Origin of the sequence: Mycobacterium interjectum, from assembly GCF_900078675.2 — a bacterium.
GTDB classification, from domain to species: domain Bacteria; phylum Actinomycetota; class Actinomycetes; order Mycobacteriales; family Mycobacteriaceae; genus Mycobacterium; species Mycobacterium interjectum.
The window spans coordinates 3,425,272-3,448,090 of the sequence record NZ_LT546237.1; the positions used below are offsets into that span (position 1 = coordinate 3,425,272).

General features: G+C 67.6%; 20 protein-coding genes and 1 pseudogene. 6 read left to right on the top strand and 15 right to left on the bottom strand.

Annotated features, from left to right (window positions below; translation table 11 throughout):
- Positions 1–24 precede the first annotated feature (24 nt).
- A complete protein-coding gene (locus BN4348_RS50865) occupies positions 25–1,623 on the top strand; it encodes a multicopper oxidase family protein (protein WP_066915822.1) in 1,599 nt (532 codons plus the stop codon).
- Here the strand turns inward: BN4348_RS50865 and BN4348_RS50870 are convergent.
- From BN4348_RS50870 to BN4348_RS50905, 8 genes and pseudogenes are all read right to left on the bottom strand, one after another.
- A complete protein-coding gene (locus tag BN4348_RS50870) occupies positions 1,611–2,447 on the bottom strand; it encodes an alpha/beta fold hydrolase (RefSeq protein ID WP_066915824.1) in 837 nt (278 codons plus the stop codon). The genes BN4348_RS50865 and BN4348_RS50870 overlap by 13 nt on opposite strands.
- Positions 2,447–3,439 (bottom strand): cyclase family protein, encoded by a 993-nt coding sequence (locus tag BN4348_RS50875; protein ID WP_066915826.1) that lies wholly within the window; start codon positions 3,437–3,439, stop codon positions 2,447–2,449. The genes BN4348_RS50870 and BN4348_RS50875 overlap by 1 nt, the downstream gene beginning before the upstream one ends.
- Positions 3,427–4,254, bottom strand: a complete 828-nt coding sequence (locus tag BN4348_RS50880) for a coniferyl-alcohol dehydrogenase (RefSeq protein ID WP_066916078.1) — start codon at positions 4,252–4,254, stop codon at positions 3,427–3,429. The genes BN4348_RS50875 and BN4348_RS50880 overlap by 13 nt, the downstream gene beginning before the upstream one ends.
- A 31-nt stretch (positions 4,255–4,285) precedes the next feature.
- The gene (locus BN4348_RS50885) at positions 4,286–5,593 is read right to left on the bottom strand and encodes an LLM class flavin-dependent oxidoreductase (protein WP_066915828.1); all 1,308 of its coding nucleotides are present in this window, start codon (positions 5,591–5,593) and stop codon (positions 4,286–4,288) included.
- A 3-nt stretch (positions 5,594–5,596) separates the two neighbouring features.
- A pseudogene (locus BN4348_RS50890) lies at positions 5,597–7,346 on the bottom strand (FAD-binding protein).
- Positions 7,343–8,260, bottom strand: coding sequence for a 3-carboxyethylcatechol 2,3-dioxygenase (locus tag BN4348_RS50895; RefSeq protein WP_066915832.1), 918 nt, complete (start codon positions 8,258–8,260; stop codon positions 7,343–7,345). Before BN4348_RS50895 ends, BN4348_RS50890 begins: the two are co-directional and overlap by 4 nt.
- Complete coding sequence (locus BN4348_RS50900; protein ID WP_066915834.1) at positions 8,208–9,920, bottom strand: bifunctional 3-(3-hydroxy-phenyl)propionate/3-hydroxycinnamic acid hydroxylase; 1,713 nt, start codon at positions 9,918–9,920, stop codon at positions 8,208–8,210. Before BN4348_RS50900 ends, BN4348_RS50895 begins: the two co-directional genes overlap by 53 nt.
- On the bottom strand, positions 9,920–10,783 hold the full coding sequence (locus tag BN4348_RS50905; RefSeq protein WP_066915836.1) for an alpha/beta fold hydrolase: 864 nt from the start codon (positions 10,781–10,783) through the stop codon (positions 9,920–9,922). Before BN4348_RS50905 ends, BN4348_RS50900 begins: the two co-directional genes overlap by 1 nt.
- A gap of 127 nt (positions 10,784–10,910) precedes the next feature.
- Between BN4348_RS50905 and BN4348_RS50910 the strand changes: the two genes are divergently transcribed.
- From BN4348_RS50910 to BN4348_RS50925, 4 genes are all read left to right on the top strand, one after another.
- Positions 10,911–11,588, top strand: coding sequence for an IclR family transcriptional regulator (locus tag BN4348_RS50910; RefSeq protein WP_066915838.1), 678 nt, complete (start codon positions 10,911–10,913; stop codon positions 11,586–11,588).
- Positions 11,589–11,614: 26 nt separating this feature from the next.
- Complete coding sequence (locus BN4348_RS50915; protein ID WP_066915840.1) at positions 11,615–13,231, top strand: FAD-dependent oxidoreductase; 1,617 nt, start codon at positions 11,615–11,617, stop codon at positions 13,229–13,231.
- Between the two features lie 4 nt (positions 13,232–13,235).
- A complete protein-coding gene (locus tag BN4348_RS50920; protein WP_066915842.1) occupies positions 13,236–14,192 on the top strand; it encodes a dipeptidase in 957 nt (318 codons plus the stop codon).
- A 177-nt stretch (positions 14,193–14,369) separates the two neighbouring features.
- Entirely contained in the window at positions 14,370–15,113 is a 744-nt protein-coding gene (locus BN4348_RS50925) for a class I SAM-dependent methyltransferase (RefSeq protein ID WP_066915844.1), read from the top strand.
- A gap of 62 nt (positions 15,114–15,175) precedes the next feature.
- Here BN4348_RS50925 and BN4348_RS50930 read toward each other — a convergent pair whose 3' ends face one another.
- The 3 genes from BN4348_RS50930 to BN4348_RS50940 all read right to left on the bottom strand — a co-directional run bounded on the left by BN4348_RS50930 (position 15,176) and on the right by BN4348_RS50940 (position 17,635).
- On the bottom strand, positions 15,176–15,550 hold the full coding sequence (locus BN4348_RS50930) for a nuclear transport factor 2 family protein (RefSeq protein ID WP_066915846.1): 375 nt from the start codon (positions 15,548–15,550) through the stop codon (positions 15,176–15,178).
- 62 nt (positions 15,551–15,612) lie between these two features.
- Positions 15,613–16,488, bottom strand: a complete 876-nt coding sequence (locus BN4348_RS50935) for an ArgK/MeaB family GTPase (RefSeq protein WP_066915848.1) — start codon at positions 16,486–16,488, stop codon at positions 15,613–15,615.
- 7 nt (positions 16,489–16,495) lie between these two features.
- Complete coding sequence (locus BN4348_RS50940) at positions 16,496–17,635, bottom strand: thiolase family protein (protein ID WP_066916080.1); 1,140 nt, start codon at positions 17,633–17,635, stop codon at positions 16,496–16,498.
- A 178-nt stretch (positions 17,636–17,813) separates the two neighbouring features.
- Here BN4348_RS50940 and BN4348_RS50945 point away from each other — a divergent pair, with 178 nt between their 5' ends.
- Positions 17,814–18,671, top strand: a complete 858-nt coding sequence (locus BN4348_RS50945) for a proline iminopeptidase-family hydrolase (RefSeq protein ID WP_066915850.1) — start codon at positions 17,814–17,816, stop codon at positions 18,669–18,671.
- Here BN4348_RS50945 and BN4348_RS50950 read toward each other — a convergent pair whose 3' ends face one another.
- Genes BN4348_RS50950 through BN4348_RS50965 form a run of 4 tightly spaced genes read right to left on the bottom strand, consistent with a single transcriptional unit; the run spans position 18,672 to position 22,801 of the window.
- Complete coding sequence (locus BN4348_RS50950; RefSeq protein WP_066915852.1) at positions 18,672–19,439, bottom strand: enoyl-CoA hydratase/isomerase family protein; 768 nt, start codon at positions 19,437–19,439, stop codon at positions 18,672–18,674.
- Entirely contained in the window at positions 19,440–20,528 is a 1,089-nt protein-coding gene (locus BN4348_RS50955; RefSeq protein WP_066915854.1) for an acyl-CoA dehydrogenase family protein, read from the bottom strand.
- Positions 20,515–21,420, bottom strand: coding sequence for an acyl-CoA dehydrogenase family protein (locus BN4348_RS50960; protein WP_066915856.1), 906 nt, complete (start codon positions 21,418–21,420; stop codon positions 20,515–20,517). The genes BN4348_RS50955 and BN4348_RS50960 overlap by 14 nt, the downstream gene beginning before the upstream one ends.
- On the bottom strand, positions 21,398–22,801 hold the full coding sequence (locus BN4348_RS50965) for a class I adenylate-forming enzyme family protein (RefSeq protein WP_066915858.1): 1,404 nt from the start codon (positions 22,799–22,801) through the stop codon (positions 21,398–21,400). Before BN4348_RS50965 ends, BN4348_RS50960 begins: the two co-directional genes overlap by 23 nt.
- Between the last annotated feature and the right edge of the window lie 18 nt (positions 22,802–22,819).

Genomic DNA, 22,819 nt, shown 5'->3' on the forward strand with positions numbered 1-22,819 from the left:
TCGACGCAAGACGAGGAGCGCGCAATGCCGGTGCTGCCCACAGGCGGGGTCACCTTCGACGGGGCGCTGTTGACTAGGCGCGGTTTCCTGGCCGCCGGTGTCGCCGGCGGGCTGGCGCTGGCGGGCTGCAGCCAATCCAACTCCCAGGCATCGGGCACCGCCGCGCAAATGGCCGCGGCCATCGCCGCCGCCGAAAAGGCGCGGCCGCACAGCGGGCGCACCGTGACCGCCAGCCTGTCGCCCCAGCAAGCCCAGGTCGATCTCGGCGGGCCGGTCGCCCGTACCTTCGCCTACGGCAACAACATCCCCGGACCGCTGATCCGGGCCAAGGTCGGTGACGAGCTGGTCGTCACCGTCTCGAACCGGCTGGACCATCCGACCTCGGTGCATTGGCACGGCATCGCGCTGCGCAACGACATGGACGGCGCCGCACCCGCGACCCCGAACATCGCGGCCGGCCAGGACTTCACTTACCGCTTCTCCGTGCCGAATCCGGGCACCTACTGGGGCCATCCGCACACCGGCCTGGACGCCGACATGGGGCTTTATCTGCCGGTCATCGTCGACGACCCGAGCGAAGGCGACTACGACGCCGAATGGATTGTCGTCCTTGACGATTGGACAGATGGCATAGGAAAGAGCCCGCAGCAGCTATACAACGAGCTCGCCGGTACGAACAAGCCGAGCCGCTCGAACGTGCCGACGACGACGTCGACGACACCCACGACGCCGGCCGGCCCAACAACGTCGGAGACGCCGACGTCCGGGATGCCGGAGATGCCTGGCATGTCCGACAACGACGGCAGTAAGAGCGATCTGCTCGGCGGCGACGCGGGGGACATCGACTACCCCTGCTACCTGATCAACGGCCGGATCCCGGCGGCGCCCACGACGTTCAACGCGAAGCCGGGTCAGCGCATCAGGATCCGATTCATCAATACGGGCTCCGACACCGCTTTTCGCGTCGCGCTGGCCGGGCATTCGATGACGGTCACCCATACCGATGGATTTCCCGTGGTGCCCACCCAGGTCGACGCCCTGCTGATCGGCATGGCAGAACGTTACGACGTCATTGTGACCGCGGCCGACGGGGTCTTTCCGCTCGTCGCGCTCGCGGAAGGAAAGAACGACCTGGCGCGCGCACTGCTGTCGACCGGAACCGGCAGCCCACCCGACCCTGGGTTCCAACCTCCCGAACTCGGCAAGCGGGTGGGCACCATCGGAATGTTCACGGCCACAACGCCGGTCAACCTGGGCCGGCCCCAGCCCGACCTGAACCTCCCCGTCGTGCTGGGCGGCAATATGATGCAATACGACTGGATCATCAACGGGCGGCCGTACAGCAACACCGACCCGCTGCACGTCCGAGAGGGCGAGCGGCCCACCATCACGTTCGACAACCCCACCATGATGTACCACCCAATTCACCTACACGGGCACACTTTCCAGCTGATCAACGCCGACGGCAGCCCGGGCGCCCGCAAGGACACCGTGATCGTACTGCCCCGGCAGAAGATCCTCGCCGTGCTGGTCGCCGACAATCCGGGCTTGTGGCAGTTGCACTGTCACAACACCTATCACCAGGATGCCGGCATGCAGACCCGGCTGGACTACACGTTCTGACCACAGGCCGAGGCGAAAAAGTCCAGCAGCAACTCGTTGACCGCCGATGGCCGCTCGATCTGCGGGCAGTGACCCGCACGGGGAATCACGGCCGAGCGGCCGCCCTTCACCTGCTTCGCGATCTGCTCGGCCCAGCCCGACGGGAGGAGCTTGTCGCCTTCCCCCGCGACAACAAGCGTCGGCACGCCGATGCGCGCGTAGTCGCGCGCGCTCGACGGGGTCGAAGACGGTGCGGCGTCAGGGCGACGAAATCGCGCCGCCGCCACCGCCTCCCACGCGCCGGGCGCGGTACTCGACTCGTACCGGCGGCGGACGTAGTCCTCGTCGGCCGGGTAGCCGGGATCGTAGAACAACGCCTCCACGATGCGGCGCATCGCCGGCAGCGTCGCGTCGTACTGCTGCAGCGCGTCGAAATGCCGGTTCTGCTGGATCTCCCCACCCCCGCAGATCGCTACCAGGCTGCGGATCGGCAACCGTGGGCGCTCGGAGGTGGCGTCGGTGAGCAGGTTGATGGCGCCCATCGAGTTGCCGACGAAGTGGGCCGAGTCGATGCCCAGCAGCTCACAGAACCGCGCGACATGGCGGATTCGCATGCCGCGGCCGTCGACGAAGTCGATCACCTTGGCCGACTGGCCGAACCCCAGCTGGTCGGGCGCCAGCACCCGGTAGTGCGCGGCGAGCGCGGCGATGTTGCGTTCCCACCCGAGTTCGGCGCTGCCGCCGAACTCGCCGCCGTGCAGCAGGACCACCGGGTCGCCTTCGCCGGCCTCCAGATAGCTGGTGGCCAGTCCATCGACCAGCGTCGTCCTGCGATGAACCTCCATCACTTGATCGCGATCGGGTTCACCGGGGAGCCCACGGCGCCAACGACTCTCAGCGGGGGCGCGACAAGCTGGAATTCGTACACCCCGTCCGCGGCGCAGTCGGCCGCCAGGGCACCGAGGTCCCAGTACTCGCCGAACATCAGCCCCATGTCCCGCAGGCACAGCAGATGGAGCGGGAAGGTTATCCCGTCGACGCCGGACACCAGGTCTTCGACTTGGAGGTTGTCGGCCGCGACCGCCGCCACCTCGTGATCGTGCAGCCACGAGGCGCAGCGCCAGTCCAGGCCCGAATAGCCCTCCGTCTTGTTGCCGGTCTCGAGGAACTTCGTCCACCAACCGGTGTGGATCAACACGATGTCGCCCCGCCCGACCGTCACCCCTTGTGCGCGCACGACGTCGTCCAGTTCCTCGGGCGTGATCGGGTTACCGGCTTCCAGGAAGACCTCCGCGCCGCGATGGCGAACGAGGTCCAGCAGGACACCGCGCGAGGTGATGCCCTTGCCGTCGACTTTGTCGATGCCGCAGTGGAAGGCTCCCATGCTGGTCACCGAATCCGCCGGGAAACCGTTGTAGAGCTGGTCGTCGTAGTAGACGTGCGACAGCGCGTCCCATTGGCTGGCCGCCTGCAACGGCATGATGATCATGTCGTCGTTGAAGCGGAACGGATTGTCGGCGGTCATGTATCCACTTAGCTGCTTCGCCAATGGGTTTCGCGCCCAATCCGGCCCGTACTTGGCCAGCGTGTGCACGTCGCCGCCGTCCACGGTCATGACGTGCACCGGGTTGTGCCGAAACTCGAAGGCGCCCTGCGGGCCCGACGCACCGAAGTCCACGCCGAGTGAAAACACCTTGCCATGGCGCACCAGGCCGGCGGCCTGGGCGACCTTGTCGGCGGTGATGAAGTTCAGCGTGCCCAGCTCGTCGTCGGCCCCCCAGCGCCCCCAGTTGCAGACGTCACGGGCGGCCCGCCGGAAATCGGCTACGCTGGCCACGGCGCTCCCTCCTCGAGCTCACGGGCGATCGCCGCGCCCACGTTTCCGCCGTCGACCCACAACACCTGGCCCGAGATATAGCTGGCCGCACGGCTATTCAGAAACAGTAAAACCGAGGCCTGTTCGTCCGGCCCGGAAACACGACCCAAGGGTTTGGGAATGTCGTCGAGGAAGCCCTGCCCGTAGGCGGTGCGCAGCTGATCGAGGATCGGGGTTTCGGTGACCCCGGGGCCGGTGCAGTTGATTCGGATGCCCCGGGCGCCGAGCGGCGCGGCCTTTCGCATGGTGTACAGAATGATCGCCTCTTTGGACAATTGGTAGCCACCACCGGGCAGCGCATCGGGGTGGGCCTGACACCATTCGATCCCTTGCCGCATATCCGCGGTATTGAGCAGCGGCGCCACCGCCCGCAAATGGTCCCGGTATCCCGCGGCCGCGAGCGAGGAGACGCTGACGATCGACGACCCCGCGGGCATCTTCTCGACCAGCGCCTCGGTGATGTGCCGCAGCCCGAGGAAGTTGATGGTGACCACCAGCGGGGGGTTGCCGATCCCGGACGAGACGCCGGCCACGTTGAACAGCGCGTCGACCGGCCCGTCGATGGACGCCACCGCGCGATCGATCGAATCCGGGTCGGCGAGGTCGATCTCGTGAAACCCGTTGAGCTCGAAGGAGGGCCGCCGCTTATCCAGTCCGACAACGTCGCCGCCAAGTTCGCTGAGCTGCCGCGCCACGTGCTCACCGATGCCCGAAGCGCATCCGGTCACCACGGCGCGGCGGCCGTCATAGCGCCACAGCTCGTCGAGTCGTCCCACCACTGGTCCTAAATCGGGAGGTTTCCCGGTCTCAGTTGCCCTGCTCTTTTTGTTCCTTGAGGCGCTGCGCCGCCTGGACCCGTCCCTCGTTGATCTCCGCCATCGCCTCGGGGATCTCGCTGGCGGTGAACTTGTCGCGGCCGGTGGGCAGTCCACCGAACGCGTAGGTCTCATCGAATTGCGGGGCGGTCGAGACCGGCCGGCGCGCCTCGACCTTCTCGATGACCGGCGCCAGCCGCTTGGCCTTGTCGGCGACCGCCTTCGCGTCGCGCTCGATGAACTCCGGCAGCACCTCTTTGCCCATCAGCTCGATGGATTCCATCGTGCCCTCGTGGCTACGCGGATTGAGGAGCAGGATGATCTCGTCGACGCCGCTTTCCTCGTAGCCCCGCAGGAATTCGCGCACCGTGGCCGGTGATCCGATGGCGCCACGGCCCGGACCGTAGGCCAGCGTAGGGTCCTTCTCGACCTCCTCGAGGTAGCGCTTCCACACGCCGGTCCGGCCCGGGCTATGCATCCCGGTCAGGTAGTAGTGCATGATCCCGAAGGAGAAGAACCCGCCGCCCTGCCCGAGACGCTCGAGCGCCTGCTCGTCGGTCTTGGCGACCATCATCGACAGGTCGCCGCCGATGGCCAGGATGTTCGGGTTGATCCGCGGCGTGACGGGCACACCGCTCTCCTCGAACTCCTTGTAGTAGCCGTTGACCCGCTCGGTGAGCGGCCCCGGACCCGTGTAGGCGAAACTGAGCGCGCCGATGCACTTTTGGGCCGCCATCTGTACGCTCGCCGGCCGCGTGCACGCGACCCAGACCGGTGGATGGGGTTTTTGCATCGGCTTGGGGATGACGTTGCGGGGCGGCATCTGGATTTGCTCGCCTTTGAAACCGGTGAACGGCTCCTCGATCATGCAGCGGATCGCCACCTCGAGGGACTCCTCCCACTGCGCGCGCTTGTCGGCGGGATCGACGTCGAATCCGCCCAATTCGCCGACGGAGGAGCCTTCCCCGGTGCCGAATTCGACCCGCCCGTTCGACAGCAGATCGATGGTGGCGATGCGTTCGGCCACTCGGGCGGGGTGATTGACCGCGGGCAGCAGGTGCATGATGCCGAACCCCAGCCGGATGTTCTTAGTCCGCTGGCTGGCCGCGGCCAGGAAGATCTCCGGCGCGGTGGAGTGGCAGTACTCCTCGAGGAAGTGATGCTCGGTGAGCCAGACCGTGGAGAACCCGGCCTTGTCGGCCGCCTCGACCTCGTCGAGGCAATCCTGCAGCAGGACCCGCTCGTCGTCGGGTGCCCAGGGTCGCGGCAGGGCGAATTCGTAGAACAGTGAGATCTTCATTTGCTACCTCCTATGAGAACTACAGGGTCTGCTTTGCGGCATGGGCTGCAACGTGTTTCGCTGCGACGAAGCCGAAGGTCATGGCCGGGCCGATGGTCGCCCCCGCGCCGGCGTAGCTGCGACCCATGACCGGCGCCGCGGTGTTACCCACCGCGTACAGTCCCAGCACCACCGTGTCGTCGTCACGCAGCACTCGGGCGTACTCGTCGGTGCGCAGGCCACCCGAGGTGCCGAGATCACCGAGGACGATGCGGAACGCGTAATACGGCGGACCGCCCAATGGGTACAGGTTGGGGTTCGGCAAGGTGGGGTCACCGTAGTAGTTGTCGTACACGCTGTCCCCGCGGTGGAAATCGTCGTCGTGACCCTTGTGCGCGAGTTCGTTGAAACGGCCGGCGGTCTCGGCAAGCTGCCGCGCCGGAACGCCGATCTTGGCCGCCATCTCGTCCCAGCTCGTCGCCGCCTTGACCACGCCCGACTCCAGCCACGCCCGCGGGACCTTGCGCCCGGTCGGAACCGGCGCCCCCGGGATCTTCGGTATCGGTAGGTGGCCGCCGACCACGTAGCGATTCCACGACCTGTGATCGGTGATGAGCCAGCAGGGGATGTGGGTGACCCCGGATTTCTGGCCATCGATCATGGCGTGACCGAAGTCCATGTAGGGCGCCGCCTCGTTGATGAAGCGCTTGCCCTCGCCGTTGACGATGAACTGCGCCGGCATCATCCGTTCGTTGAGCATGAACTGCATGCGGCCATCGGGCCACTGGATAGCCGGGAACCACCACGCCTCGTCGAGTAACTCCGTTGCGGCGCCGATCTTTTGGCCAGCTCGGATGCCGTCGCCCATCGCGGCGGGGTTGCCGAAACTCCAGTCCTGGTCGAGCACCGGCAGCTGCTCTTTGCGCCAGGCGAGGTCGTGGTCGAAACCTCCCGACGCCAGGATGACCCCTTGGCGCGCCCCGACGCTGCGCGTCCTGCCCTCCCTGATTACCACCGCGCCCGTCACCGATCCGTCGGCGTCGGTGAGCAACTCCGCCATCGGCGTCTCGAGCCACAGCGGGATGCCGCGTTCTCTCATGGCCAGCCGGAGCCGGGCCGCCAGCGACTGTCCGATCGCCGCCATCCGTTCGCCGAAGACCCTGGCCCGGACCATCCGCGCGATCAGCTTCAGCAGGACGCCTTTGCCGGCCCACGACTGCCTGATCCGGTAGAACGTCCGCAATTCCTTGGGCCCCAACCAGATTCCCTTCGGCGCGAGCGCCAGGGGCTGGAGCAGCTTCTGCTCGTCGACGCCCAGCTTCCGCAGGTCGATGGGCGGCACGTTGATGGTGCTGCCCAACTCCGAGCCGCCGGGCAGCTCCGGGTAGTAGTCGGCGTAGCCGGGCTTCCAGACGAACTCGAACCACCCCGAGAGGTTTTCGAGGAATTCCAGCATTTGTGGCGCGGACTGGACGTACTGCCGTATCCGCGCCTCGCTGACCAGTCCGTCGGTGATCTGCAGCAGATACTTGACGACCTCTTCGGGTGACGGGTTATAGCCCTCCCTGCGCTGCGCGGGCGCGCCGGGCACCCAGATGCCGCCTCCCGAAAGGGCAGTGGAGCCACCGAAATACGGCGATTTCTCCACCACCAACGCGTCCAGCCCGGCGGCCTGGGCTGTCAACGCGGCCGCCATGCCCCCACCGCCGGATCCGACGATGAGCACGTCGACCACCTGATCGAATCCGTTCGCGGTCGAAGGGACAGCGTTCATTTCGGCACCGCTGTTCGGATGGCGAAGCCGGCGATCAGTTCGGCGGCCGGTTTGTAGTAGCGGACGATGGTCTGGTAGGGCCCGGCCGTCTGAAGCGCCGCGAAAGCCGCCACCCAAGTTCTGATTTCGTGTGCCGAGGAGCCGCCCTCGTAGGTGACGAACGAGTTCGACCACTGGTCGAGATCGGCGAGGTTTCCATCGTCGATGATTTCGAGCAAGCGGTGGTCCCACGCCGGGTTCAGTGGCTGCAGGTCACTTTGGCCTCCGGCGAAGGTTTTGGCCGCCTCGATCACGGCTGCCTGCCGGGCTTGCCGCTGTTCGGAGGTCATCGGCCGGCCGTCCACGATCCGCTCGAGCACCGCCGGGGGCGCGGTCGCGAGTGTCGGCACCGGCGGGCTGTGGGAAAGCCCACCGGAGCCCAGCACCAAGACCCGCTTGTCCAGCGTGGCCAGGTAGGCGCCGACGGCGCCACCCAGCGCGCGGCAGCGCTGCAACGGCCCCAGTGGCACCGCGATGGCGTTGACGAAGATCGGGATCACCGGGCGCACGGTCGCATCGCCGAACAGCTTCTCCAGCGGCTGCACGGTGCCGTGGTCGACGTCCATCCCGGCCGAAACCGCGATGTCGACGCCGGCGTCGAGGATGGCCTTCGCACAATCGGCCGCCAGGTCCTCGGGAATGTCAAGTGGGCCGGCGTGGGTGCCGTAATCGCCAACTCCATTGGCGCGCATCCCGATACAGAACGGCGGCATTACCTTGTAGAAGAACCCGTTGTAATGGTCCGGGGAGAAGATGACGACGAGTTCGGGATCGTAATCTTCGACGAATTCGCGCGCCTGCGCGATTGCGCCTTCGATGTCGTCAAGCAGGTCCCGCGACGGCCCCGGAAGATTCAGGAGCGGGCTGTGCGACATACAGCACAGAGCCAGTGTCACTGTGGAGATCACCCCCTCCCGGCGTGAGGGTCAGGGTGTCCAGCAGCGAGGCGCTCAGCTCGGGGGCGAGCTGAGCGATGCAGGCGCCGGCGATGCACCGATCGGGGCGCAGGAACAGCACCGATTCCTGATGGGCGTCGAACCAGGATTTGACCGCGCCACCGCGATCACCGACCACCACGACATCGGGATCGTCGTGGCCCGTCCAGTGCAGCTGGGTCACGGGCCGCAGCGCAACGAAGCGCGCGCCCGCGGCTTTCCACGTCGCGAACGCCGCGTCGCCGAGGATCTTGCGCGGGTTGTTGTTCCAGCACAGCACGGCGAACCAATCGCCCAGCACGTCGTCCAACAGCACGTCCTGCTCGGTGCGGGTATCCACCCGGGGCTGGACGAAGAGCGTGCCCACCGGAGATTCGGCGCGGCGCGGAGAGGAGTGCACGACTGCGCCCTGCTCGTAGCGGGGCATCGGCTTGAACCGCATCTCCAGCACATAACGCTTGAGGGAGGGCACAATTGACGCCGACCGCACGAGGAGGTCCCGGGCGGTGGCGATCCTGCGGTCGGTCGGCGAAATCACCCGGCCCACCATCGTGGAAAGGTCGATCATCGCCCGCGCGTGCTTGCGGCGCTCGATGTCGTAGGTGTCCAACAACCGGTCGTCGGCGCGCCCGGTCACCACCGCCGCCAGCTTCCAGCCCAGGTTGGCCGCATCCCGGATCCCGCTGTTGTAGCCCTGCCCTTGCCATACCGGCATCAGGTGAGCCGCGTCGCCCGCCAACAGCAGCCGGCCACTGCGGAACGCTCCGGCGATCCGCGAGTGATGGGTGTAGACGCGCCGCCGGATCACGTCGACCCGGTCGGGGTGCGGCACCATCCGCGCCAGCATCCGCGTCAGAAACGCCGGATCCTCGGCCTGTTCATCGGTCTCGTCGGCGTGAATCATGAACTCGAACCGGCGAATTCCGTGCGCGATCGAGATCGAGGCGTACGGCCGTTCCGGGTCGGCGCCGACCTCGCTGTTCGGGTGGCCCAGCGGGTCGTTGGCGATGTCGACGACCAGCCACCGCGTCGACGACGTCGTCCCGTCGAAGGACACCCCCATCATCCGGCGGGTCGTGCTGCGCCCGCCGTCGCATCCGACGACATAGCGCGCGCACACGCTCGCGGTATCGCCATCGGTGCCGCATTCGACACGCACCGCGTCGTCGGTTTGTACGCACGAGGTCATCGGGCGGTTCCACCGCACCTCGACGTTGTCGAATCTGTCCAGGCCACGCAGCAATTCGGCGTCGACGAGGGGCTGCACGAAGCCGTTGCGCTTCGGCCAGCCGAAACGCGCATCGGGCGGGGCCATTTCGGCCAGCACGCGGCGCTTGCCGTCGACGAACCGCAAGATCTGGTTGGGCACGGTGTGCGGCAGGATCCGGTCGACCAGCCCGATCGACTGGAAGGTGCGCAACGCCTCGTCGTCCAGCCCCACCCCGCGGGGATAGTCGATCAGGCTGTCGCGTTCGTCGACGACGAGCGTCCGGACACCCTGCAGGCCAAGGATGTTCGCCAGGGTGAGGCCCACCGGCCCGGCGCCGACGACCACGACGTCGACGTCGGTTTCTGGTGTCCTTTGCCCCTTGACGCCCATCACCGTCCCAGCAGGAAATCGAGATGCAGGCGATTGAAGGTCTTGGCGTCCTCGTACTGCGGCCAGTGGCCGCAGCCGGGCATCACCTCGAAGCGCGCACCGGGGATCATCGAGGCGATGCGGCGACCCTCGGTCACGTCGGCGGTCGGGTCGTCGCTCGTCCACAGCACCAGCGTCGGGGCGATGATGGCGCCGTATTCGTCCGGCCCCAGCAGGTTGCGTTCGCGAATCTCGGGATCCTGCAACGCCATAATGTCGCGCATGGCCTCGACGAACCCCTGCTGGCGGTACACGCGTTGGCGGCTGGCGACCAGATCGTCGTAGTCCTTGGACTTGTCGGCCATCAGCCATTTGATCCGAGCCTGCACCGTCTCCCAGGTAGGGTTCTCGGCGGCGGCCATGGACAGCGTGATGATCCGCTGCATCACGACCGGATCGGCCTGGGACCCGCCGGCGGTGTTGAGGACGAGCCGGTCGACGACGTCGGGATGGTCGACTGCGGCGCGGGCGGCCACCCAGCCCCCGAGCGATTCGCCGCTCACGCATGCGCGATCGACGCCGATGGTGCGCAGCACGGCCATCAGGTGCTCGACGTAGTGGCGAACCTCCAGCGGATGGCCGGGCTTGTCGGTGTAGCCGTGGCCGAGCATGTCGATCGACCAGGTCCAGAAGTGCTCGCCGTGCGCCGCCAGGTTGCGCACGTAGGCCTCAGCGTGGCCGCCCGATCCGTGCAACAGCATCAGCACGGGCTTGCCGGGATCGCCGGCACGCAGATACCGAGTGCGCACTCCCCCCGCCTCGAGGTAGCCCTGCTCAAACGCAACGCCCTGCAGATCGCTCCAGACGCTCTCGAACTCCGCCACGGTCTTCCTCTGGCCTCCAAACGGTGGAAATCTGCTTCTCGATTTCGGCTGAGCCGGTGTGCTAATATCGCACACTGATGTGCGATATATATAGAGCTTGGCTCTCGCGCCCAGGTCTGTCAAGGCCATGACGGGTTCTGGGGCGGGTTCGCAGACGCTGGCCCGGGGACTCACCGCGCTGCAAATGGTGGCCGACGCCCCCAGCGGGTTGACCGTGCAACAGCTCGCCGACCAGGTCGGTGTGCACCGCACCATCGCCTACCGATTGCTTTCGACACTGGCCCAATTCCGGTTGGTGGCCAAGGGAGAAGACGGGCGCTATCGTCCCGGGGCCGGGCTCGCCGTGCTCGGCGCGTCGTTCGACCGCAACGTGCGGCAACTGAGCCTGCCGACGCTGCGCGCCCTGGCCGACGAACTCGGCACCACCGTGTCGCTGCTCATCGCCGAGGGCGACCAGCAGGTGGCGATCGCGGTGATCGTGCCCAGCCATGTCGCCTACCAACTTTCCTTCCACGAGGGCAGCCGGTATCCGCTCGACCGCGGCGCGGCCGGCATCGCCTTGCTCGCGAGCATGCCGCCCCGTCCCGGGGAACGAGAGCTCGTCGCGCGCACCCGCGAACGCGGCTGGGTGATGACGCACGGGGAGATCGAACCGAACACCTACGGCCTGGCCGTGGCGGTCCGCCGCCACGCGCCGTCCCCGCCCACCTGCATCAACCTCATCTCCCACCGGGAAGACGTCGTGCTGCGCGGCAGGGACGCGGTCGTCAAGGCCGCAAAGCAGTTGTCCGAGCTACTGAGTTAGCCACCGAGCTGAAGGGATCGCAGTCGATGTCTTGGGACCATGAAGTCGACGTCGTCGTGCTGGGCAGCGGCGCCGCCGCGCTCACGGCGGCACTGGCCGCGGCGGTCGCCGGCGCCTCGGTGGAGGTCTTCGAGAAGGCCCCGACCGTCGGTGGGACCACCGCAGTGTCGGGCGGCATCGCCTGGATCCCGGCCCACAACCGTTCTCCCGACGGGGAATTGACGGCAGCGGACGCCCTGCGCTACCTACGCGCGCAGTCCCTCGGTTCGATGGACGACGACCTCGTCGAGACCTTCGTGCGCACCGGCGCGGCGATGCTCGAGTTTGTCGAGGCCCACAGCGGCGTGCGCTTCGAGATCGCGACCGGCTTCCCCGACTACCAGCCGGAGCTGCCGGGGGGGCGCCCGACCGGGGGCCGGTCGCAGAGTCCGGTTCCCTTCGACCTCACCGAGGTGGGCGAATGGGCCACGCGGATCACCTCGTTTCCGGCCGACTGGTCCAACGTCGGCTTCGACGCCGAGACCCGAGCCCGGCTGCATGCGGCGATCGACGAACGAACGAGCCATCTGTGCGTGGCCGGCACCGCCCTGATCGCGGGCCTGCTCAAGGGCCTGCTGGACGCCGGCGTGACACCGCGGGTGAACGCCCGCGCCGAAGAACTCATCGCCGAGGCCGGGGAAATCACCGGGGTACGGGTCGAACTGTCGGGCAAGAGCATGAGCGTGCGGGCCCGCCGCGGCGTCATCCTCGGCACCGGCGGTTTCGAATGGGATCCAGCTCTGGCGCAAGCGTTTCTGCGCGGTCCCATGCACGGCGCGGTCTCCCCGCCCTACAACACCGGTGACGGCCTGCGCATGGCGATGGCACACGGCGCGGACCTGGCCAACATGGGCGAAGCGTGGTGGGTGCCGATCGTGCAGATTCCCGGCGACACCATCGAAGGCAAGCCTCGCAGCCGCAGCGTCCGCCTGGAACGGACACGTCCGCGGAGCATCATCGTCAACTCCGCCGGCAGGCGCTTCGTCAACGAGGCATGCGATTACAACTCGATGGCCGGCGCCTTCCAGTACCTGGACCCTCGCGGCGGCTACGTCAACGACCGCGCCTGGATGGTGTTCGACTCGGTTCACCTGCAGCGCTACGGTTTTCTTGGCGTCGAGCCCGGACAGGCAGCCCCGGAATGGTTCTGCGAGTCGGCCGACCTGGCCGAGTTGGCCGCCAAGACCGGCATCGACGCCGACGGCCTCGCCCGCACCGTTGCGCAGTGGAACCGCCAGGTGGCCGCCGGCGCCGACCCCGACTTCGGGCGCGGTTCCAGCGCCTACGACGGCTACTGGGGCGACGACACCGCCACCACCCTGGCCGGGAAGACGCTCGGCCCGATCGACACCGCACCCTTCTACGCGGTGCCCGTATGCATCGGCTCCATGGGCACCAAGGGCGGACCGCGCACCGACCCCGACGGCCGCGTCCTGCACGTCAGCGGGGAGCCGATACCGGGCCTGTTCGCCGCGGGCAACGCGATGGCCGGCGTGACCGGACAGGCCTATGGCGGCGCCGGTGGAACGATCGGCCCGGCAATGGTTTTCGGCTACCGCGCGGGCCATGCGGCCGCCACCGGAAAGTCGGTCGATCTAGACTAATTGGATGGCGTCGCTCCTGTGGGACCAGCACACCTGCCTGCCGCTGCAGACGGACACCGACGTCGACCCCCTGACCCGCTACCGGCGGCCCGCGGGGGCACTCGTGTCGGTCAATGCGGGGTATTCGCCGCACACCCTCGACGACGCGATCGCCCTGCTGCGGCATTATCGTTCGGCGGTGGATGCCCACCCGCGGCTGGAGTTGGCTGGCAGCCTCGACGAGGTCGACGCGATCACCCGCCGCGGCCGCATCGCCGTGGTGTTCGACCTCGAGGACTCCGGTCCCCTCGACGGCGATCTCGACAACCTGGCCACCCTCGCCGCGCTCGGCGTGCGCACCATGCTGCCCACCTATAACCACGCCAACCGCGCGGGCGGCGGTTGCCTGGACGCCGCCGACGGCGGCCTCACCGCATGGGGCCGTTCGCTGGTCGGCGAAATGAACCGAGTGGGCGTCGTTCCCGACGGATCGCACTGCAGCGCCCGCACCGGGCTCGACATGTGCGAAATCTCCATTGGCCCAGTCATTTACAGCCATTCCTGCATGCGTGCGGTCTGGGATCACCCGCGCAACATCACCGACGACCAGGCCCGGGCCTGCGCCGCGACCGGCGGCGTCATCGGGATCACCGGCGTCGGCATCTTCCTGGGACCCAACACGCCAACCCTCGATGCGATGGCGCGCCACCTGGAGTACGCCGTCGAGCTCGTCGGCATCGACCACGTCGGTGTCAGCACCGACTTCTCGTTTGATTTTGCGGATTTTCACGACGAGGTCGTCCGCAACCCGCACCTGTTCGATGACAGCTACACCCGCTGGGGACCGATTCAGTGGATGCCGCCCGAGGCCTTCCTGGGCCTCGAGCAGCACCTGCGCGGTCGCGGGTGGGCCGCCCCCGACATCGAAGCCGTCCTCGCCGGGAACTTTCGCCGAGTCGCCCAACACGCCTGGCCCGCCTGATCAATCAGCACCTGGCTTTCACCGCCCGGGCGCTGCGAGGCGATACAGCGTTCACCGTTGCACCTCGCCGACGAAACGTGGCTTGGTAGGAAGTGGCACTGGACGCGTCCCACCGGCAGGTCATGAGAATCGTGAGAACGCTGGCGGAGCCGGTTCAACCTCCGTCATCCTGAATCGATGGATGCCTATGACCGGATCGGCATTGGCTATTGCACGACGCGCCGGCCCGACCCACGAATCGCGGCCCAGATTCACGCCGCACTCTCCACGATGCGCACCGTAGTTGACGTGGGGGCTGGCGCCGGTTCCTACGAACCGGCTCAGACGGTCGCCGCTATCGAGCCCAGCATGGTGATGATCGCCCAGCGACCTGCCGTATCTGCGCCATGTGTACAGGCCGTCGCGGAGGCTTTGCCGTTGCGCGACAAGTGTGTGGACGCGACGATGGCCATTTTGACCGTGCACCACTGGAGCGATGTCGCCGCCGGGATCGACCAACTACGCCGAGTGACCCGCCATCGGATTGTCATCCTGACTTGGGACCAATCGGTAACCCGCAACTTCTGGTTGCTGCGCGATTACTTGCCCGCCGCCGCGCGAATCAGCGACGAGTTGTGGGTGCCGATCGACCAGCTCGTCGAGCTGTTGGGAGGCGCTCAGATACAGACAGTGCCGGTGCCACACGATTGCACCGACGGGTTCGGCGCCGCCTACTGGCGACGCCCGGACGCCTACCTCGATCCCACCGTCCGCGCGGGCATGTCCATGCTGGCTTACGCGGATGACGCCGCCCTCGCCGAGGGCCTAGGCCGCCTTGCGGTCGACCTGCGCTCCCGTCGATGGCATCAACGATATCCACACCTCCTTGACCAGCAGCTGCTTGACGCCGGTTACCGCCTACTTATCAGCGATCAGCGGTGAGAACGTGGGCCGCATTTCCGGGTGCGGAAAACTTATGGGCTGCCGTCGAGTTGGCCAGATGCCTAGCTGAAGGCGCTGGTGATGGCTTCCATATCGAAGTAGTCGCGCCACGCGGCGATCCGATCGTCCCGCACCTCGAAAACGCCCATTACCGGCAAGGGGACGGTTTGGCCATCCTTGCGGCGCATCACGTCGGTGCGCTCGTTCATCACCAGTGTGCCGTCGCTGATCTGCCGGTGCACGTTGAAGTCGATACCGTCGAATGCGGCGACGAACCCCGCGATGAAGTCTCTTATCGCCTGTCGACCGTGTAACGGCGGCATCGGGATGTTGTGGTAGACAGCGTCTTCGGTGAAATAGCCGGTCAGCTCGTCGGGGTCGGGCGAGGCCCACCGCGCGCAGAATTCGGTAACCAGGTCATCGGCCGAACGTGTCATATTTTCATGCAACACAGTGATACGCGGTAAATCAAGACCGGGAGCGGGTGACCGGAGTGGCGTCATTCAGGCTCAGGCGTGGGCGACAACAGCTTCTCGGCGGCGGTATAGGCGTCGTCGTGGCCGTCGACCACCGCCTCGGCGAGCCGGTCAAGGCCCGGCCGCGTCCGCAGTAGCGTTTGCGCCAGCGAAAGCATCTGCGCACGGGCCCGCGCCACCCGGCGCTCTCGGCTGTCGGCGCGGTGGTGCTCGTCGATGGCAGCCACCAGATCCGCGACGCCGTCCCCTCGGGCGGCGACGAGGCTCACGATCGGGGCTCTGGTTTCGGCGCGCAGATCCCGCACCGTCTGCTCGGCGCCCTCACGGTCGGCCTTGTTGACCGCCACGATGTCGGCGACTTCCAGCACGCCGGCCTTGGCGGCCTGCACGGCGTCTCCCGCCCCCGGATTGAGGATCACGACGGTCGGGTCGGCGACGGCGGCGATCTCGATCTCCGACTGTCCCACGCCGACTGTTTCCAGCAGCACCACATCGTAGCCGATCGCGCCCAGCAGCCGGATGGCCGCCGGAACCGCAGCGGCCAGACCTCCAACGTGACCGCGGGTGGCAACAGAGCGGATCAGGACGTCAGAGTCGTTGATGTGGGCGGTCATTCGGATTCGGTCACCCAGCAGCGCGCCGCCGCTGAACGGCGACGACGGGTCAACGGCCAGCACGGCCACCCGGTTGCCACGCCCGCGGTAGGCGCCGACCAGGGCCCCGATCGTCGTCGACTTACCCGCGCCGGGCGGTCCGGTGACGCCGATGACGCGGACCGCCGACGGTTCGAGAATCGCCAGCACCTCGTCGCGACGATCGCCTTCGACCAGGCTGAGCAACCGTCCCGCCGCGCGCGGAGATCCGTTGCGCGCACCCGCGATCAGGTCGGCGATCGTCATTTGCGCATTATGGCGCAGCGACCTCAATGACGGTCGCCGAACCCATCCCGCCGCCGGCGCACATGGCCGCGACGCCTATTCCGCCGCCGCGGCGGCGCAATTCGTGCAACAGGGTGACCAGCATCCTGGCCCCGGTAGCCGCCACCGGGTGCCCCAGCGAACAGCCACTGCCACTCACGTTGACCTTGTCGGGGTCCAGGCCGAGCAGCTTGATGGTGGCCACACACATGGCCGCGAAGGCCTCGTTGATTTCGAACAGGTCCACGTCCGACACCGAAAGCCCGGCGCGGGCAAGCGCTTTCGGTATGGCCTCCACCGGTGCCAGGCCGGTGACGGCGGGGTCCACGCCGACCGACGCCCAGGACCGCACGGTGGCCAGCGCGGGAAAGCCCAGCGCGTCGCTCGCAATGATCAACGCCGCCGCACCGTCGTTGGCGCCGCACGCGTTGCCGGCGGTGATGGAGAAGCCCTCGATTTCCGGGTGCAGCGGCTTGAGCGCGGCGAGCTTTTCCAGGGTGGTGTCGCGCCGCGGGTGCTCGTCGACCGAGAACAGCCCGTGCGGCGTCTCGATGGGAACGATCTCCTCCTTGAAGCGGCCCTCATCGATGGCGGCGATCGCGTTGCGGTGCGACCGCAGCGCCCAGGCGTCCATCTCCTGGCGGCTCACGCCCGCCTTAACCGCGGCGTTCCAGCCCACGGTGATCGACATGTCCATGTTCGGGGCGTCGGGGCGGTCGGGGTGGGTCGGCGGGAACCAGTCGACCCACTCGCCGTCCACCTGGATGCGCGATCGCGGCGACGTCGAGGCCGAGTTCACCCCGCCGGCGACGACCAGCTGGTCCATTCCCGCGCGCACGCTCGCGGCGGCGCTCTGCACCGCGGCCTGACCGGCCGCGCAGTGCCGATTGTTGGCCAGACCCCGCACGTGGGGCAGACCCGCCGTGATCGCCGCGTGGCGGGCGACAACGCCGCCGCCGTACAGGCCTTCGCCCAGGATCACGTCGTCGACCTGCGCCGGGTCCAGATCCTTGACCGCCTCGCCGACCACATGGTGTGCGAGGTCGAATGCGCTGGTGTCACGCAGCGTGCCCTTGCGGGCGGTGCCAATGGGCGTGCGAAGGGCGGACACGATGACGGCTTCGGGCACGGGCTTCTCCAGTTCGAACGAGCCAATTTCACGCATGCGCGAGAACCCTATTCTCGCATTTCGAGAGTGCGAGTTGCAAACATGGCCGCCTCGCCAGCAGACGCAGAATCGCACATCATGGCGCCGAAACGTGCGATTCTGCCTCTGCTCGCCAATCAATCAGGAGGCACAGTCGGCAATGGAGGGGACAACGGCGGTCCCGGGCGGCAGCGTCTGGTTCAAGCGGGTGGGCGGGGGTGCAGGCCTTCCCCTACTCGTGGTTCATGGCGGACCGGGCTTGCCGCACGACTACTTGCGCTCGCTCGAACGGTTGGCCGACGAGCGCGAAGTCATCTTCTGGGACCAGCTCGGGTGCGGACGGTCGAGGCGGCCGTCCAATGCCCAGCTTTGGACGATGGAACGCGCGGTGGCCGAAATGGACGCGGTGGTCAAGGCGCTCGGCCTGGACCGCTTCCATGTCTTCGGTAATTCCTGGGGCGGAATGCTGGCGCAGCAGTACGCGCTCGACGTGGCGTCCGATGCCGCCAGCCTGACCATCTCGAACAGCATCGCGTCGATACCCGAATTCTCGAACATGGTGGCGCGCTTGAAATCCGAGTTGAACCCGGCGACCCAGGCGGCCATCGACCGCCACGAAGCGGCCGGCACGACGTACTCGGCCGAATACCAGGCCGCCATCCGCACTTGGAACGAAACCTACCTCTGCCGCGTGCGTCCCTGGCCCAGGGAACTCGAGGAAGCGTTCAGGAACATGGGAACCGACGTCTTCGAGACGATGTTCGGCCCGAGCGACTTTCATATCGTCGGGACCGTCCGCGACTGGGATGTGTTCGATCGGCTACCCGAGATCGCCTTGCCGACAATGGTTCTCGCGGGCCGGTTCGACGAGTGCGTGCCGGAGCACGCATGGGAAATGCACCAACGGATTCCCGGGTCAAGGTTTGAGTTGTTCGAGGAAAGCGCGCACATGCCGTTCATCGAGGAGCCCGACAAGTTCGATGCGGTGATGCGCGACTTCCTGCGGCTACACGACTGATCAGTTCTTGCCCTCGTTCAGCTTGGTGACGATCGTCCGAAAGTCCTCGGTCATGAACGACTGGTGCTCCGCCGAAAGCGCATAGTCCAGGCTGGCGAGAACCGCGCGCTCCAAATGGATGTTGAGCACCCGCTTGGTGCTCTCGACGGCCTGTTGGGGCAGCTCCAAGATCTTTTTGGCGCAGGCGATCGCCTCCGCGACGGGGTCCGCGGCCACGTGGTTGGCCAGCCCGAGTTCAACGGCGCGCTGCGCTTTGATGCGCGTGCCGGTCAGCGCGTACTCCTTGGCCAGCAGCAGGCTGATGTGCAGCGGCCAGGTCAGCGGTCCGCCGTCGGCGGCCACCAACCCCACCTGCACGTGCGGGTCGGCCAGGAAGGCGTCCTCGGCGATGTAGACGATGTCGCTCAGCGCGACCAGGCTGCAGCCAAGCCCGACGGCCGGCCCATTGACCGCCGCCACCACGGGAATTCGGCAGCGTGCCATGCCGAGCACGATCTCGCGCCCGTCCCGGATGGTCTTGGCGCGCAGGTCGGCGTCGGCCGACAACTCCTTGAGGTAGGCGAAGTCGCCGCCGGCCGAAAACGCCTTGCCGGCCCCGGTGATCACCGCGGCGCGGGCCGTGGCATCGTCGGTCAAACGCTGCCACAGCCTGGCAAGCCCCACGTGCAGGTTGTCGTTGACCGCGTTCAGGTCGTCCGGCCGGTTCAGCGTGATGATCCGAAGCGCCCCGTCGGCACGGACGTCGATTTCGGCTGGCATGTCGTACATTCAGACTCCCAATCCCAGGATGCGCGAAGCAATGATGTTCTTTTGTATCTGCGATGTCCCGCCCATCACGCTCTGCGCGCGACTGTACAAGTAGGCGCTGAACAGGTCCGGATCGCGGGTCCCCGCCACCGCCAGCGCGGCGTGCCCGACGGATTGCTCGACCCAGGTCATCAGCAACTTGTCGAGCGAGCCTTCCGGGCCGTGCGAGACCCCGTCCAGCTGCTCGGACAGCCGGCGCCTTACGTGATGCGTCAGCATCTCCGACTCGACCGCCGCCCAGGCGAGCTCCTCGGGCACCGGACCGGCGTTACGCGCGAACAGGTTTCGGACCAGCTTGCCGTATCGGGCCGCGTACCCGAGCGTAGCGGGTTCGCGCTCATGCCCGACGACGGTCATGGCGACCGCCCAGCCTTCACCGGGCGCACCGACCATCCGGTCCGCGGGCACCGTGGCGCCGTCGAAGAATACCTGGCCGAATTCGTTGGTGACCCCGTTCATCATGCGCAATGGCCGCTGTTGCACGCCAGGCTGTTTCATGTTGAGCACGAACGCCGACAGGCCACGGTGGCGCTTGGCCGCGGGATCGGTGCGCGCCAACAACAGACACCAATCCGCGACGTCGGAGTAGCTCGTCCAAATCTTGTGTCCATGCACCACATAGGTGTCGCCTTCGAGCGTGGCGGTTGTGGTCAGCGAGGCCAGATCGGAGCCGGCGCCGGGCTCGCTGAAACCCTGGCACCACCGCTCGGTGCCGTTGATGATGCCGGGCAGGAAGCGTTTGCGCAGCTCATCACTCCCGTGCCGGCCGATGCCGTACACCAGATAGCCCACGCTCGGACGTGGCGGGGCGCCGGCGAGGACCAGCTCCTCGTCGACGATGACGTCGTACACCGGCGCGAGCTCCCGGCCGCCGTAGTCGCGCGGCCACGACAGGCCGAAGAAGCCGTTGTCGTAGAGGGCCCGATGCCAGTCGGCCATGCGCTCCCAGTACTCGTCGCCGGAGCCGGAATATTGCTTGGCGTGCAACGCAAGCCAGGCGCGCAGCCGCTCGCGGAAGGCGGCCTCGTCCGGCGAGTCACGAAAGTCCAAAGTCGATCTCCTTCAGCGTCACGGGCCAGAGTTCGGTCGATGTCAGCGCGCGGCGCAGGTAGACGTGGATCAGGCACTCCCAGGTGTTGCCGATACCGCCGTGCACCTGCACGGCGGTCTCGCACACCGTGCGGGTGGCTCGGGCGCAATAGACCTTGGCGATCTGAGCGGCCCGGATCGCTTCGGACGGTGCGAGTTCGTCCACCCCCCACGCGGCATGGCGTAACACGCTCACCGAACCCTCGATCAGCGCAAGGCTTTCGGCGAGCAGGTGCGCGACGGCCTGATACGACCCGATCGTCTTGCCGTACTGTTCGCGGATCTTCGCGTAATCGCAGGCGACGGCGTGCGCGCCCCGCGCGATACCGACCAGGTCCGCCGACGTGGCGACGAGCGCGAGAGCCCGCCATCGTCCGCCGGCCTCGGGCGTCACCTCGCCGACGGCCGCGGGGGCCCCCACCAGCTCCGCCTCGATGCGCGTCAGGTCGGCATCGGTGCGGGTCGGTTCGAGGTCCGCCGCCAGAACGCCGGTGCCGGAGAGCAGCAGGGCGCGCCGGGCGCCGCGAGCGTCGATTGCCCGGCCGTCGACCGCGACGGTCGCTCCCGCGCCGTCCGCGCCGATGTGCCGGGCCAGGTCGTCGGCCAGCGCCGGCCCGAGGAACGGCGCGTCGACCAGTCGCCGCCCGAATTCCTCCGCGACGACGGCGACCTCGACGCCGGAGGCGCCGTCGGAACGCAGCGACCGCCACCCGGTGGCCTCAATCTGCTTGTCCAGCCGCGCGATTCGGCCCTCGTCATCGAGATCCTGCACCGCCCCGAGCCCGAGGTCGTCGGCCAGCTTGGCGGCGGCGTCGCGCAGTTGCCGCTGTTCAGACGTCAGACGTACATCCATAGGTCTCCTTCAATGCGCGGCGCAGCACCTTGCCCGAGGGCAGACGCGGGATATCGTCCACGAACACGACGCGGCTCAGGCGCTTGTACGAAGCCAGCCTCTCGCCCACCCGGGCGGTCAGCTCGGCCGCGTCGACGTGCCGGCGCGCTGCCACCGCCGCAACGATCGCCTCGCCGTTGATCCCGTCGGGAACGCCAAACACCGCACAGTCCTTGACCGCCGGATGACCGTGCAGCACCCTCTCGATCTCGGCGGGCGCCACCTGGAAGCCGCGCACCTTGATCATCTCTTTGAGGCGGTCGGTGATCCGCAGCCAACCGTCGTCGTCCAGCCAGCCGACATCCCCGGTGCGATACCAGCCGTCGCAGATGGCCTCGGCGGTTGCCCCGGCGGGCAGGTAGCCGGCCATCAGCGACAACGACCGGCCCTGGATCTCGCCCACCTCCCCGGGGCCGACGGGCCGGCCGGTGTCCAGCGAGACCACCCGCACGTCCACCCCGGGCACGGGACGCCCGACCGAGTCAAGCCGGGCTTCCTGCAATGGATTACACGCGATGACGGGCAATTCCGTGGTGCCGTAGGCGGGGACCCAACCGACCCCCGTGCGGCGGGTCACGGTCTCCGCGACGCTCGGACTAACCGGCGTCGCCCCCCACATGATGAAGCGCAGCGAGGACAGGTCGTAGGACTCGAGATCGGGATGCGACGCGATGGCGAGCGCGATCGGCGCGACCGCCATCTCGACCGTGATGCGGTCCTGCTCGATGTGCCGCAGCATCCGGTCGACATCGAATCGCGGGTGCAGCCGCATCCAGGCGCCCGTTCGCAGCGCGGTGAGGATGTTGAGCAGTCCGAGGATGTGGGACGGCGGCGTGGCGACTTGAATCCGGTCCCGCCGGGTCAGCTGGAGGGCCGCGCGCCAGTGCCCGACGGCCTCATCCAAGGCGGCGTGGGTGTGCCGCACCGCCTTCGGCAGACCGGTGGTGCCGGAACTGAACACCAGCACCGCGTCGGCCCGGGGCGGCAGCGACCCGGCCACCGGCTCCCCGGGAGGGATCGGTTCGTCGAGGTGCAGCATGGGCATCAGGCCGGCCAGGACCGGATGGTCGCCGACGGCGTGCGTCGGCTCGGTGAGCCCCAGCGCGTGGTCGACCTCGGCGCGCTTCCACGCGGGGCTGATCAGGACGGCCGTGGCGCCGAGCCGCCAGATCGCCAGCAGGACGGCGACGAACTCGGGCCGGTTCGACGCCATGACCGCGACCCGCCGACCGGCGGTGACGCCGCTTTTGGTCAGCGTCGCGGCCAGGCCGGCGGCCAACGCGTCGAGCTCGGGCAGGCCGAATCGCCGTTCCTCGAACACGAGCGCCGGTGGCTCGCTCACGCCCAATTCCTTCCAGCA

Excerpts from the sequence above, each read along its gene's own strand:
- BN4348_RS50865 (WP_066915822.1), top strand. The coding sequence starts at position 25 with ATGCCGGTGCTGCCCACAGGCGGGGTCACCTTCGACGGGGCGCTGTTG.
- BN4348_RS50870 (WP_066915824.1), bottom strand. The coding sequence starts at position 2,447 with ATGGAGGTTCATCGCAGGACGACGCTGGTCGATGGACTGGCCACCAGC.
- BN4348_RS50885 (WP_066915828.1), bottom strand. The coding sequence starts at position 5,593 with ATGAAGATCTCACTGTTCTACGAATTCGCCCTGCCGCGACCCTGGGCA.
- BN4348_RS50895 (WP_066915832.1), bottom strand. The coding sequence starts at position 8,260 with ATGTCGCACAGCCCGCTCCTGAATCTTCCGGGGCCGTCGCGGGACCTG.
- BN4348_RS50900 (WP_066915834.1), bottom strand. The coding sequence starts at position 9,920 with ATGGGCGTCAAGGGGCAAAGGACACCAGAAACCGACGTCGACGTCGTG.
- BN4348_RS50910 (WP_066915838.1), top strand. The coding sequence starts at position 10,911 with ATGACGGGTTCTGGGGCGGGTTCGCAGACGCTGGCCCGGGGACTCACC.
- BN4348_RS50915 (WP_066915840.1), top strand. The coding sequence starts at position 11,615 with ATGTCTTGGGACCATGAAGTCGACGTCGTCGTGCTGGGCAGCGGCGCC.
- BN4348_RS50920 (WP_066915842.1), top strand. The coding sequence starts at position 13,236 with ATGGCGTCGCTCCTGTGGGACCAGCACACCTGCCTGCCGCTGCAGACG.
- BN4348_RS50925 (WP_066915844.1), top strand. The coding sequence starts at position 14,370 with ATGGATGCCTATGACCGGATCGGCATTGGCTATTGCACGACGCGCCGG.
- BN4348_RS50930 (WP_066915846.1), bottom strand. The coding sequence starts at position 15,550 with ATGACACGTTCGGCCGATGACCTGGTTACCGAATTCTGCGCGCGGTGG.
- BN4348_RS50935 (WP_066915848.1), bottom strand. The coding sequence starts at position 16,488 with ATGACGATCGCCGACCTGATCGCGGGTGCGCGCAACGGATCTCCGCGC.
- BN4348_RS50945 (WP_066915850.1), top strand. The coding sequence starts at position 17,814 with ATGGAGGGGACAACGGCGGTCCCGGGCGGCAGCGTCTGGTTCAAGCGG.
- BN4348_RS50950 (WP_066915852.1), bottom strand. The coding sequence starts at position 19,439 with ATGTACGACATGCCAGCCGAAATCGACGTCCGTGCCGACGGGGCGCTT.
- BN4348_RS50960 (WP_066915856.1), bottom strand. The coding sequence starts at position 21,420 with ATGGATGTACGTCTGACGTCTGAACAGCGGCAACTGCGCGACGCCGCC.